The organism is Clostridium fallax, assembly GCF_900129365.1.
Lineage (GTDB): Bacteria > Bacillota > Clostridia > Clostridiales > Clostridiaceae > Clostridium_AH > Clostridium_AH fallax.
Genome location: NZ_FQVM01000002.1, coordinates 94,612 through 108,547, shown reverse-complemented (window position 1 = coordinate 108,547; position 13,936 = coordinate 94,612). Strand labels below are relative to the sequence as shown.

Genomic DNA, 13,936 nt, shown 5'->3' with positions numbered 1-13,936 from the left:
GGTAAAAATTAAGGCTGATGAAAAGTTAGACTCCTCATTCAGCCAATATAATTATTTCATTGGAACAACTACCATTGAATTTTTAAAATCATAAAACATTAACCAGTATCCCATATTCATATCTTGTGAAGAATCTTGAGCCCATGTAACAAAGCCAGACTTTCCACCATATGGCTGCTCCATTTTATCTTTCTTACCTGGAATTGCATAAACTAAGTACTGTACTTTTCCTGCTTCATCGCATTTAAATCCTACCATAAAATGACCATATTTTTTTATATATGGATAATAATTAATCATTGGATAGTATAATGTTGTATATTTATTGTAATTAGATACATTACACATAACATCTAAATTATTAATAGGAATCTTATACCACTTGCAGAATTTTATATCCTTGAATTTATTTCTTACATTTTCAAATCCTTCTACTATAGATTCAAAAAATTCTCCTACACTGCCTCTTAATATAAATTCTTCTTCATAGTCTCTTGTATTAATATCACAAATTTCTTTTTCATATTCATCAAATTTATTTTCATCTAACTTATCTTCTTCAAAGTTAATTTCATCTTCGCTTTCTTCACTTACATCATCATCATTTCTAACATCCTTACTGTCAATTTCTATATCATTAATTTCTAATTCTTCCTTCTTTATCTCTTCATTAAATTCCTCATCACTCTCATTTTCATCTTCTCCTCTTTTATCTTCCATGCAATTTACAGCTTTCTCTTCTTCTTTAGCTTCCTTTTCTTCATTTTGCTCCTCATAAATTATATTTCCTTTAACTTCTTCTGTATCTTCTTCTCTTTTATCATCTTTAAATTCTATTTTCTTTTCTTCCATAATTTTAATTTTTAATTCACCTTTTTGTACTTCCTTATCATCATCTTTTTTATATTTTTTATGTTCTTCTTTATATTTTATTTTTCCATCTATTTTACTACTACCTTTGCAATGTAATATTTTGTAACATCTCCAATTATCTTTAGGTACTTCCCCTGTCATAAATCCAACCATTAGGAAAATAGGTTTTCCGTCAATCTCTTTGTATAAAGCTGCTCCAGAAATCTTATCATGACTAAGTCCTAATCCAGCTATGTCATTTACATCATACTCACAGGTAACCTCTGATTTTCCCTGCTCATTTATGTTCATAAGTCCAAGATTTATTATTTGCTTCATATCTTTTTTGCCATAAATTAAAGCCATATAACATTTATAATCATCCTTTTTAACATTTTGAGCGTAAAATGTTACCTTACACTTGTCATGTTTTACCTCTACCTTTGCATACCCAGATAAAGGTTTTTCCGCCGAAACAGAGTGCCCTCTTTCATCTTCTTGTAATATTATAAAACTTCTATATAATTTCCCCTGTACCAAATCTCAAACCTCCACTTATATTTATTCGTTATATTATATGATTGAAGGTCTAAAATATGATACATCTATATCACTTATCTTAAATTGTTTTTAAGTAAATATATCATTTCAATGTTATTTTCTTCTAATATCCTATTAAAAATAAAGACGTTAACTCAAAATTAATTTAAGTTAACGCCTTTAAAAATATATTTAATTTTTATGAATAGCTTTATATATTTCGTTAGATAAGTCTGCAAATTCTTGAAGGCTTAAAGTTTCACCTCTTCTTTTTGGATCTATATTAGCATCTAAAAAAGCTTGCTCTAAAGCTTCTTTTTCAAGCTTAAAAGCTTTTGTTGCATTCCATAAAGTCTTTCTTCTCATATTAAAAGCATTTCTAACAACTTCAAAAAATAATTTTTTATCTAAAACCTTAACCCTAGGTTCATTTAATTTATCTAATCTTATTACTATAGATTCTACCTTAGGTCTTGGAATAAAACTTGTTGGTGGAACTTTTCTTATAATTGAAGTATTACAGTAATATTGAACTAATACTGATAAAGCTCCATACTCTTTACAATTAGGTTCTGAATTTATCCTTTCTGCAACTTCCTTTTGAATCATTATAGTAAGAGATTTAAAATTATAACCTTCATTTAATAATCTAGCTATAATAGGTGTAGTAACATAATAAGGTAAATTAGCAACAAGCTTAACACTTTTCTCATCACCAATAAGGTCATTAAAATCTACTTTTAAAGCATCTTTATGTACTAAACTAAACTTAGGATTATCTCCTAATTCATTTTGTAAAATAGGTATTAAGTCACTATCTAATTCAACTGCAGTAACCTTTTTAGCTTTCTTTAAAAGCTGAGCTGTTAAAGTTCCTACTCCTGGACCTATTTCTATTACAAAATCTTCTTCACATACTTCTGCACCATTAACAATATCATTTAATACAGAGTCATCTATAAGAAAGTTTTGGCCTAAACTTTTTGAAAACTTAAAATTATATTTCTTTACTAACTCTTGGGTTTTTACATCCTTTATATCCATAATTACTCTCCTGCACCTATTATTTTTTCTATTTTTTCTATAGCTTCTACAAATTCCTCTTTAGTTATTCCATAATTATTAAGTCTTGAAAGAAGCTGATTAGCATTACCATATCCTATTCTTAGCTCTTTTCCTAGAAGTTCTCTTCTTATTTTAGATTTAGGATCTCCTGATAATTTAAAAAATACAAGATCCTTTATATTAAACTCTTCTCTTTTTTCCTTCTCAGTTGCCTTAGCTCCTTCTAATGCCCTAATTATAGCTTCAGGACAAGCATTTTCAACCCCTATATCTCCGTCCTTAGTTCCTTCATCCCTACCGATATAGGCATGTTTAATTCCTTCTACTCTTTTGGATATTATTCTTCTAATCTTTTCGCCTGCAAAATCAGGATCCGTTAAAACTATTACTCCTTGTCTTTTTTGAGCTTCTTTAATCCTATCTATAACTTTTTTATTTATGCCAAACCCTCCAACAGCTATAAGCTCTGCATCAACTGCTTTTTTTACAGCTGTAATATCATCTCTACCCTCAACAACAACAACTTCTTTTATCACAAAATTACTTCCTTTCAACCTTTTTAACACTATTTAAATTTACCTATATAAAATTATTCTGTCAACTTTAACTATTCCTTAACCATTTCTTTGTTATTAAACTATAAAATGAAAGTAGAGATAACGTATTCGCTATCTCCACTGACAAATTACCATTGACCTGGGTATGCAACTATATATAAGTTTACACTGCGTACTCCCCATGAATATGCTTCATTAGAAGAATTCATAAATAGGTCTATTTTATTATTTTTTATAGCGCCACCAGTATCGTGAGCAACTGCATATCCATATCCTTCTACATAAACCTTTGTGCCTAAAGGTATAACACGAGGATCTACGGCTATTGTACTTAAACCACCAGGGTTTCGTTTAGGTACATTACCAGTTGCAGTTATTGTGTGGCCGCTATATGCTGTTGCCACTACAGACATTTTCTTTTTATAAGTTACATTTCCACCTCTAGAAAGAGCCAATGTTTCAAGAGTTCCCTTCTTAACAACCTTTTTTACTGGTTCTTTAATGACTTCCTCATTAATGGTCTCTCGAGAAACTTCTTGTCCATCTTCGTAGACAACCTTATAGGTAATTTCTTTCTCACCAGGAACACCTTCCTGAATAGTCTTAGTAACAGACTTTTCTAATGTATCATCATTCTCTACTTCTGTTTCATAATCAATAACTTCATTTTCTTTTACAACTTCTGAATTAACTCTAACTATATAAACTTCCATTCCCTTAGAAATATTTTCTTCTAAGGCTGGAGTTACTTTATCTTCTGAGTTTAATTTTATTCCTTCTGCTACTAACAAATCATTAACATTATTTTCTGCAGTATTAATTTCTAAAACTTTATTATCTACTGCCACTTTAATTGGAACTGCCCTTTTTATTTCTATCTTACTACCTTTAGTAACCTTAGAGCTTAATCCTGGCTCTATCTTATCTTTGTCTTCTAACACAATATTATTATGTGACAAAGCACCTTGGACAGTCCCTTTAAAAGTATTTATAGATTGTTCTTCTCCGTCTATACTAACTATTAATGTCTTCTTCATACTAAAAATTGTTATAACCAAAACTGTTATAACCAAAAGCCCAATAACAACTTTTCCCTTTGGACTACTAACAAAATTGTTTCTAAGAATATTTTTTAATTTTTCCTTCATACCTCTCCTCCTTATTCAAGAATTCCACATAACAATAAATATAATATTATGGTTGAAATTCTTAATAATTAAATCTTGACTGAATGAAATGCACTATATTTGCATACAAAAAAATATAAAATTATAATACCTAAACTTTACAGTCAAATTTTTATCTTTAAAAAGAGATATAAACTTTTATTTAATTATATATAGGAGAATTTAATAATATTCTTATAAAACTAAATTTTTAAAAACTCTTTTGTATTTTTAATAAATATTTTGCTTAATTCTATACTATCTAGTTCTCTTATTTCACTAATTTTCTCTATAATATATTTTATATAACTTGATTGATTTCTTTTACCTCTATTAGGTACCGGAGCCATATAAGGACAATCTGTTTCTACTAGCATTCTATCTAAAGGTATATTTTTTGCAACTTCTATTATTTTTTTTGCATTTTTAAAAGTAACTACACCAGTAAATCCAATATAGTATCCAAGCTTAATACATTCATTTGCAAACTCTAAACTTCCTGAAAAACAATGAATTACTCCCTTTACATTTGGAAATTCTTTTATAATATCAAGAGTATCTTTATGTGCCTCTCTATCATGAATTACTACTGGTAATCCCAATTTCTCAGCAAGCTGCATTTGTTTTCTAAATACTTTCTTTTGTATGTCCTTTGATGGATTCTCTTCCCAATAATAATCTAATCCAATCTCTCCTATTGCTTTTACTTTTGGATTTTTTGCTAAAACTTCAAGTTGTTTTAATGCATCTTCTGTAAGCTCATTTGCATTTTCTGGATGTATTCCCACTGCAGCATAAAAAAAGTCGTATTTATCTGCTAACTTTACAGAGTTTTTTGCTCCATCAAAAGATGCTCCACAATTTAAAACTCCAATTACTCCGTCTTCTTGTATTTCTTTTATAATAAATTCTCTATCCTCATTAAAAGATTCATCATCATAATGAGCATGTGAATCAAAAATCTTTAGCTTATCTTTATAATCCAAAATATCACCTCTACCTCTTTGGACAAATATGATTATATCATAAGAAATCTATTTGTAAAATATTTACATAAATTTTCATTTGTAAACTTTTCAATTTAATTATTATATTATATATCAACTTTAAAAAAATACAAATTAATATATACTAGCTAATATAGGTGATAATATACCTAAAATCCCACCTAATAAAGCTCCTAGCCAAGTGATAGCCTTTAACTCCTTATTAGCTATCTCTAATATTATCTTTTCTGCATAATCAACCTCAAAACTATTAATTTGATTTTCAATAATTGATTCTATATTTAATAAATTTAAAATCTTATAAAGTCCTTGATTTATAAAATTATCGTATAATTTATCTATTCCTTTAAAGCTCACACTTACAATAACATCTTCTTTATTAGAAACAATTTCTGAAATTTTTTTATCTCCAACAAATAATAATAAATTATAAATTTCTTTCTTAATAAAACTTTTTACCTTTATACTATTTTTTATATTATTTATACTTTTAGTTATAAATAGATTAATTTTTTCATCATATCTATTGTAAAACTTAGATATAATTTCATCATAGTTATTAAATGCACCTATTTTCTCACCTAAAAACCCTATTATATCTTCATTTTTTATATTATTTTTTATTCTGTTTAAAATAAATTTACTTATTTCCTGTGAAATATTATCCATAGAATCACTTGAAATTTCCTTTAATATTACAGAAATTTCTTTTTGGCAAGTGTTTTTTATTCCTCTATTTATAAGATTAACTATCATTATTTTATTTTCTTCTTCGCTTAAATAATCATCAACAACTGATATAAACTTACCATATAAGCTTTCTTCATTTAAAAACATAGCTATTAAAGGGCTTAAATTATTTAAAACTTTATTTCTTATAACAATCTTTAATTGATCTTTAACCTCTTCTTTTAACAATAATTCTTTTAAATTATTACATATATTATCTCTATCATCATATATGTACTTTTCTAGAGCCTCTATAGTACCCTTAGGAACTACATCTTTAATTTTCTTATTACTTATCTCTAAAGCCTTAAAGTTTTCTTTAACTATACTTTTTATCTTTTCTTCGTTTTTATTATCTCCTAAAAATTCTTTTAGAAAACTATCTATATTATTTTTAAATTCATCTTTTTCAATTAACTTCTTTAAAAAATCTGGTTTTGTCATTAGCTTTGTTCTTATACTTTGTTCTATTATAGGAACTATATTATTATTTATTTTATTATCATTAAATGAATTGTAAATATAATCTAATAATTTATTAGATAGATTATCTAAATCATCATATTTAAAAATTCCTATTTCCTCAGTTATTTCCAAAATTGTTTTGTCCTCATTTTTAAAGCTTAAAATTTTATCTTTAATAATATCTTTAAAATATACTTTTATTTTTTTATCTTCTAAAGAATTTTTTATTGTATCATAATTAATAAGATGATTTGATATAGTTTCCCCTACACTTTTAGCTATTCTAGCTTTTTCCTTAGGTATAAGTCCTGGGGTAAATGGAACCTTAAAACCTAAAATTCTCTTTTCTTTATGTGGTTTAAAAAGCATTTTTATAGCAATATAATTAGTTATATATCCTATGATAGCGCCTACTACAGCACCTACTAATATTTTACTCATATAAATTCCTCCTTAAATTCTTTAGTAAAACATACAATAAGTATTATAATTTTGCATACTTGCATTTTCAATGAAAAATAGAATACCATATAAATTATAATATATAAACTTATTAATTCATCTAAATATTACTTTTAAGTTTCCCCAATTTATTAAAAACTATATAAAATCTATTAAGGATTGGTGATTTTATGAAAAACTTATATTATATAAATAATAAACTTCCTCTTTGTAGACTTTTTTCTCATTTTGATGATAAAAAAATTAAAAATATTTTATCCTTTAACAATACATATGTAAAATCTTATAATTCAAAAGATATGATTTTTTCTGAAGGAGAAACTTGTAATTATTTAAGTGTTATTTTAGATGGAGTAATTGAAATTCAAAAATTTGATAGTGATGGTAATGTTCTTATTGTTTCCACATTAAATGAAGGGAATGTTTTTGGAGAAAATCTATTATTTGGAGATAGACATTTATATCCTATGTCCGTAATATGTAAAGAATCTTCTTCAATACTTCATATATCTAAAGATTGCATTTCCTTACTTTGTAGAGATGACCATATATTTTTAAAAGAACTCTTAAGAATGCTTTCTAACAAAGCTCTAACTTTAAGCTCAAAGCTAAAGCAAGTTAGTATGAAATCTCTTAGACATATGATTTGTGACTTTTTATTTATAAGATATAATAAATCAGATAATCTAAAAATTAAATTAAATATGAGTAAAAAAGAATGGGCAGAAAAATTAGGTGTTCAAAGACCATCTCTTTCTAGAGAGCTTATAAAAATGAAAGAAGAGGGGCTTATAGACTATGATAGGGAGTTTATTTATATTCTTAAATTAGACAATATAAAAAAATATATTTGATTATTTTTTAAGTTAATAAAAAGTATTTATTTTATTAATAAATTCTTTTCTATTTCGACACAGAATTGCCACATTACTAATGTATATTAATACTTGTAAAGTAGCTAAAGCACTAAAATAATTTTACCCCTTAAAACCATTTTTAATAAGCAAAAACCCTAGAAAGTATTGTCCCCCTAAAGCATTCTTTCTAGGGTGATTTTTTTCCAAAATAAAATTTTACATATGTTATTTATTATAAAAAAGAGCTTTATCAAAATAAAGATTTAATCTTTATTTTGAACAGCTCTTTTTATAATTTTTACTTTTTTTAAATTATCTTACTCTACTTCCTGTAGGTAATTCACCAGGATTAACAACTACTAATTCGCTATCATCATCAGTAGAAGCTGCTAATATCATACCTTGTGATAATTCTCCTCTTAATTTTACCGGTTTAAGATTTGCAACTAAAACAACATATTTTCCTACAAGTTCTTCTGGCTTGTAATATTTAGCTATTCCTGAAACCACTTGTCTTTCTTCTCCAGCTAAATCAACTTTTAATTTTAATAATTTTTTAGCACCTTTTATAGCTTCAGCACTTAAAACTTTAACTACTCTTAAATCTAATTTATCAAAATCATCAATTGTTATTTCTTCTTTTATTGGTTCCATTAAAGGTTTAGCATTAGCTTTTAATTGGGTCTCTCTAAGCTCTTCAAGTTCTTTAAGCTTAGCATCTACATCTATTCTTGGGAATATAACGTCTCCCTTATTAACTTTCTCTCCTGCTTTAATACCATTAAAACTATTTAAACTTTCCCAAGTTGTAACTTTTGTATTTATTTGCTCATTTATTTTTTTACTTGTTGTTGGTAAAAATGGTGCTATCATAACTGATGTAAATCTTAATGTTTCCATTAAATTATATAATACAGTCCCTAATCTACCTTTTTTACTTTCATCTTTAGCTAATATCCAAGGAGTGGTTTCATCTATATATTTATTTGCTCTTCCAATAAGTTCCCATATTACTTCTAGAGCTTCTGGAATTTTTAAATTATTTATTGCATTTTCAACCTTCTTTGGAGTATTTAAAGCTAGATTTATTAGTTCATCATCTATAGCTTCTTTATCTGTTTGTGCAGGTATAACTCCATCAAAGTATTTTTCTATCATTGTAACAGTTCTAGATACTAGATTTCCTAAATCATTAGCTAAATCTGAATTTATCTTCTTTATAAATACTTCATTATTAAACATTCCATCTGCCCCAAATGGAATTTCTCTTAATAAGTAATATCTAACAGGATCTACTCCAAATTTATCAACTAAAACTACAGGATCAACTACATTACCTTTAGACTTTGACATCTTTCCTCCATCAACAAGTAACCATCCATGTCCGAATACTTGCTTTGGAAGTTCTAAATCTAAAGCCATTAACATAATTGGCCAATAAATTGTATGGAATCTTAATATATCCTTACCAATTAAATGAACATCTGCTGGCCAATATTTTTTGTAAAGTTCTGCATTGCTACTTCCATATCCTAAAGCTGTAATATAGTTTGATAATGCATCTATCCATACATATACAACATGCTTTTCATCAAAAGTTACAGGTATACCCCAGTTAAAACTTGTTCTTGAAACACAAAGATCTTGTAATCCTGGTTTTAAGAAGTTATTAACTATTTCATTTTTTCTTGATTCTGGCTGAATAAAGTTTGGATTTTCTTCTATATACTTTAATAATCTATCTGCATATTTGCTCATTTTAAAGAAATAAGCTTCTTCTTTTGCTTTTTCTACTGGTCTTCCACAATCTGGACACTTTCCATCAACTAATTGAGTTTCTGTTAGAAAAGTTTCACATGGAGTGCAGTACCAACCTTCATAAGAACTCTTATATATGTCACCTTGATCATATAGCTTTTTAAATATATCTTGAACTGCTTTTATATGATAATCATCAGTTGTTCTTATGAACTTATCATATTTTATATCCATCATATTCCATAAATCTTTTATTCCAGCAACTATGTCATCAACATATTCCTTTGGTGTTACACCTTTTTCTTCAGCTATTCTTTGAATTTTTTGACCATGCTCATCTGTTCCAGTTAAAAACATTACGTCATATCCTGTTAATCTTTTAAATCTTGCTAAAGCATCAGCAGCTACAGTTGTATAAGTGTTTCCTATATGTAACTTTGCTGATGGATAATAAATGGGAGTTGTAATATAAAAAGTTTTATTCTCCATTTCCAATCCTCCTAATTGTTATTAAATAATATTATTTGTATGTAATATTTTAAAATGTATTATTTTTTACTAATAAAAAAGCCCCTATATAGACAAGACATCTACATAGAGGCGTATTAAACGCTGTACCACTCTATTTTATAATTATATCACTATAATTAAATCACTAAGTAACTCTGCATAAGGCATTTATTACTGTACACTATAACAGGTGTAACTGTATTCTCCTAAATTAGTTCAGAGAATATGCTCAAAGGCCATCTTCACAAAATCATCTGTTACTGGCTTTCACCTTTCCCAGCTCTCTTTTAAACATACTTTTTTGCTACTCTTCTTTTCATTGCATTTTAAATTTGAATATTCATTTATATATAATCATATTTTACTTTAATTTTTTTGTCAATGATTAGGTGTTATAATCTTTTTTGTTCTTGAGCTTTTATTGATATTAATGCTTTATATAAATAGAAACATCCAACACCTACAAATAATATATATGGTATCTTTACCATCATTATAGATCCTAATGCATTAATTACTACTGCTAAAGTTAAGCAATATAAGCTTAATTTATAAAGGGTTTTAAAATCGCATTTATATCCTATGCTATTTTTTATTAAAATACCTATCAGTGAAACAATAAGAGCTAATATAAAAAATCCTATAGAAAATCCTATAGCCATCATTAAATATCCAATTATAATTATAGGTTTCCTATATTTAATTACTTCTTTAATTATAGAACTATCTATTTCTGATGTATAAACCTCAGAATATTTTTTATTTAACACTTCATTGTTATCTTTTCTTACCGTTATACCATCACTATAAAGAAGTATTCCATTTTCTATATTATTAAAATTATTTTTCCATTGGTCTTTAGGATCAAACTTAACTGTTATTCCATTAGCTTCAAACTCCTCTTGTTTATCTCCTTCTATAATTAATTTTCCATCCTTGATTTTAAAATCAGGAACTTTATTTTCTATTATAGGTTCTATTTTTTCTGAATAATTTAAACTAACAATAGCCGGATAAACATTTGCAACTATACCAAATACTATAGCTATAACTAATCCATATATAATAGACTTTTTCATTGACTCTTCTTTAAAAATCTTATAACTCTTAAAATCAGTAATACTTTTTATAAATCTTTGAAATAAATTCATTAACGCCCCTCCCTAAAGATAATTATATATACTAAATATATTAACAATAAAATAGTTTAAGTTTAAACTATTTTATTTATTTTCATCTCTTTTAATTACTTTTATTGTAATTTTTGTAAAATATATAAGATTAATTATACCTAATTTTTAAAATAATTACTAGTAAAAATGATAAATTACTTTTAATAATCCTTAACATAACTTATAAATACATAATAATTATGGTATTATAATATATTATGTTTACTGAAAGTATTTTAAAATTACAAAAGGGCATACATAAACTTATATTATACTTAAAGATAAAGGGGACTATTTATGGAAAAGTCAAATTTATTTAGTATTGGTGGTAGAAATTTAAAAACTGCATTTTCTGTATTATTATGTGTTCTTTTATTTGAAATTATAAATAGACCTTTCCCTTTTTATGCCTGCATTGCAGCAGTAATTTGTGTAAAAGATACTTGGGAAAACTCTTTTACTATTGGTAAAAACAGATTAATCGGTACTTTTATAGGTGGTATCATAGGAATAGTATTTATATTTATAAGTCAAACAATACATTTTTTCAATACTCAATCTATAATAACTGCTGTAGGAATTATAGTGGTAATACATATATGTAATTTAATGAATAGACCTGGTTCAACTGTGATTGCATGTATAGTATTCCTTGCTATTATGGTAAATTTAAAAGGAACTGGCCCTTATTTATATGCTATAAATAGAATACTTGATACATTCATAGGAGTTATAATAGCGTTGTTAGTAAATAGATACATAGCTCCGGTTAAAAAATCTTCAAAATAAAGTTTAAATATAAATATTATGTTTTTATATTTCATATCAATATTAAAGCTAAAAGAGGATTCAAAACATGAATCCTCTTTTAAGGTATATAAAATTTACTTCAATATAATTTAACTTTTATTTTAAAATTAAGCTACATTTTCATTTTTATTTGATTCTATATTTTCTATAGGTTTACCTATTACATATACGGCTATAGCTAATACACCAATAGCAACAGGCAATACTATAAATATATTTATACCCATAGCTGCCGGTATATATCCAAATACCACTGTTATAACTGCAACAAATATTGAGTACCATATTTGAGTTCTAACGTGATCTATATGGTTACATCCAGCTCCCATTGATGAAAGAATGGTTGTGTCTGATATTGGCGAACAGTGATCTCCAAATATAGCTCCTGTTAATACTGCACTAGTACTTATTATTACATAACTCATATCTGGTGAAATTGAGTGAGCAAGAGGTATTGCAAGTGGCATTAATATACCCATAGTTCCGTAAGCAGTTCCTGTTGCAAAGGATATAATTGATCCTAATATAAAAATTATAGATGGTAGTAAAATTTTTGGTATTGCTGATGATAATATTCCAACCAAATATTTAGCTGTTCCTAAATCTTTGATAACAGAACTTAAAGACCATGCTAATATAAGTATTACTCCTGTTATAATAAGACCTTTCATTCCATCTATCCAAACTTCTATAGCTTCTGAAACCTTATATATTTTTTTAAAAACAGCCATTGCAATTGCAACTATACTAGCTATTAAAGCAGATTGGAATAATACTATTGAAGCATCTGCATTGCTAAATATTTGCTGTATACTATTAAAAGCCATCGGTGAACTCTTTATTGATTCTATAAGAGATAAGTCATCCCCACCTACTATAGCAGTCCATCCATTATGATAAAATCCAATTAATGCAAAAACTATTAAAGTTCCAATTGGAACTATAGCATTCCAAACACTTGGTTTAATACCTTTCTTAGGCTCTAAATCTGAACTCTCATTACCTACTTTAGTATCTAATTCTTCTTTTTTTACTTTTCCATTTCTAGCTCTTATCTCAGCTTTTCTCATTGGTCCAAATTCTCTTAAAGTTACAGCTGTTATAACTACAAAAGCTAAAATTAGTATATTATAAAACCTATATGGTATTGTTTGTAGGAATATTCCAAATGCATCTACTTGTTCTCCAATTCCATTAATAAATCCATCTTTTATAAGTCCAATCTCTAATCCTATCCAAGTTGATATTACCGCAAGTCCTGCTATAGGAGCTGCTGTAGCATCTATAATAAATGCCAACTTTTCTCTTGATATTTTTAATTTGTCTGTAACTGGTCTCATTATAGGTCCCACGATAAGTGAATTTGCATAATCATCAAAAAATACTAATATACCTAAAAACCAAGCAACTATTTGAGCACTTCTAGGAGTTTTTGCTCTCTTAGCTAAGGCTTCTGCAATAGCCTTTGCTCCTCCCATTTTTGCAACAAGGTTTATCACTCCACCTATTGCTAAAACCTGAAGTACTATCCCTGCATTCCAAGGGTCTGCTATTGAATCTAAAGCTCTTTCTACAAAGGTTAAAAATCCGTTTATTATAGCAAAAAATATATTATTTCCCTGAAGCTGAAGCATCACACAACCTGTAATAGTTCCCAAAAATAGTGATACAATAACGTTTTTTGTTATGAATGCTAGTATAATAGCTACTAAAGGTGGAAGTATAGTCCATAATCCAAATTTTATAGCATTACTTTGAGCTATATCCCCATCAGCTGCAAACACTATTGTTGACGTCATTAAAGTCATAATTAATGTCATTAAAAATAGTTTAAATCCTTTAGTTTTCATAATTTCCCCCTTATTTTTTGTATATTGTGAATATTTAAAGAGGCAAAAAATTAAGAATATTTGAGCAAAATAAAAAACCTTGAGATAACACCCAAGGCCTTGCCGTCATTTTATTTCATACTTTTGAAATAACTTA

At 27.0% G+C, this 13,936-nt stretch carries 11 protein-coding genes and 1 other annotated feature; of the genes, 2 read left to right on the top strand and 9 right to left on the bottom strand.

The genetic code is table 11. The features are described 5' to 3' along the window. Nucleotides 1-51: 51 nt before the first annotated feature. The 6 genes from BUA70_RS01800 to BUA70_RS01775 all read right to left on the bottom strand — a co-directional run bounded on the left by BUA70_RS01800 (nt 52) and on the right by BUA70_RS01775 (nt 6,822). Nucleotides 52-1,392, bottom strand: a complete 1,341-nt coding sequence (locus BUA70_RS01800) for a DUF7922 domain-containing protein (protein WP_072892521.1) — start codon at nt 1,390-1,392, stop codon at nt 52-54. A gap of 192 nt (nt 1,393-1,584) precedes the next feature. Further along, on the bottom strand, nt 1,585-2,436 hold the full coding sequence (rsmA, locus tag BUA70_RS01795) for a 16S rRNA (adenine(1518)-N(6)/adenine(1519)-N(6))-dimethyltransferase RsmA (RefSeq protein WP_072892520.1): 852 nt from the start codon (nt 2,434-2,436) through the stop codon (nt 1,585-1,587). Nucleotides 2,437-2,438: 2 nt separating this feature from the next. After that, on the bottom strand, nt 2,439-2,993 hold the full coding sequence (rnmV, locus tag BUA70_RS01790) for a ribonuclease M5 (protein WP_072892519.1): 555 nt from the start codon (nt 2,991-2,993) through the stop codon (nt 2,439-2,441). A gap of 149 nt (nt 2,994-3,142) precedes the next feature. Next, a complete protein-coding gene (locus BUA70_RS01785; protein ID WP_072892518.1) occupies nt 3,143-4,162 on the bottom strand; it encodes a resuscitation-promoting factor in 1,020 nt (339 codons plus the stop codon). A gap of 221 nt (nt 4,163-4,383) precedes the next feature. Next, nucleotides 4,384-5,166 (bottom strand): TatD family hydrolase, encoded by a 783-nt coding sequence (locus tag BUA70_RS01780; protein WP_072892517.1) that lies wholly within the window; start codon nt 5,164-5,166, stop codon nt 4,384-4,386. A 135-nt stretch (nt 5,167-5,301) separates the two neighbouring features. Next, nucleotides 5,302-6,822 (bottom strand): DUF445 family protein, encoded by a 1,521-nt coding sequence (locus BUA70_RS01775; protein ID WP_072892516.1) that lies wholly within the window; start codon nt 6,820-6,822, stop codon nt 5,302-5,304. A 191-nt stretch (nt 6,823-7,013) separates the two neighbouring features. On the opposite strand from BUA70_RS01775, the gene BUA70_RS01770 reads away from it, so the two are divergent. Beyond that, nucleotides 7,014-7,697: a Crp/Fnr family transcriptional regulator gene (locus BUA70_RS01770; RefSeq protein WP_072892515.1), complete on the top strand. Its 684-nt coding sequence runs from the start codon at nt 7,014-7,016 to the stop codon at nt 7,695-7,697. 315 nt (nt 7,698-8,012) lie between these two features. Here the strand turns inward: BUA70_RS01770 and metG are convergent, their stop codons facing one another. Together metG and BUA70_RS01760 are read right to left on the bottom strand one after the other, a co-directional pair. After that, entirely contained in the window at nt 8,013-9,947 is a 1,935-nt protein-coding gene (gene metG / locus BUA70_RS01765) for a methionine--tRNA ligase (RefSeq protein ID WP_072892514.1), read from the bottom strand. A gap of 104 nt (nt 9,948-10,051) precedes the next feature. Further along, nucleotides 10,052-10,297: a binding site (T-box leader), on the bottom strand. 63 nt (nt 10,298-10,360) lie between these two features. After that, entirely contained in the window at nt 10,361-11,119 is a 759-nt protein-coding gene (locus BUA70_RS01760) for a DUF1189 domain-containing protein (RefSeq protein ID WP_072892513.1), read from the bottom strand. A 318-nt stretch (nt 11,120-11,437) separates the two neighbouring features. On the opposite strand from BUA70_RS01760, the gene BUA70_RS01755 reads away from it, so the two are divergent. Continuing rightward, nucleotides 11,438-11,929 (top strand): FUSC family protein, encoded by a 492-nt coding sequence (locus BUA70_RS01755; protein WP_072892512.1) that lies wholly within the window; start codon nt 11,438-11,440, stop codon nt 11,927-11,929. Nucleotides 11,930-12,057: 128 nt separating this feature from the next. Here BUA70_RS01755 and BUA70_RS01750 read toward each other — a convergent pair whose 3' ends face one another. Further along, nucleotides 12,058-13,800, bottom strand: coding sequence for a Na+/H+ antiporter NhaC family protein (locus BUA70_RS01750; protein WP_072892511.1), 1,743 nt, complete (start codon nt 13,798-13,800; stop codon nt 12,058-12,060). Nucleotides 13,801-13,936: the final 136 nt, after the last annotated feature.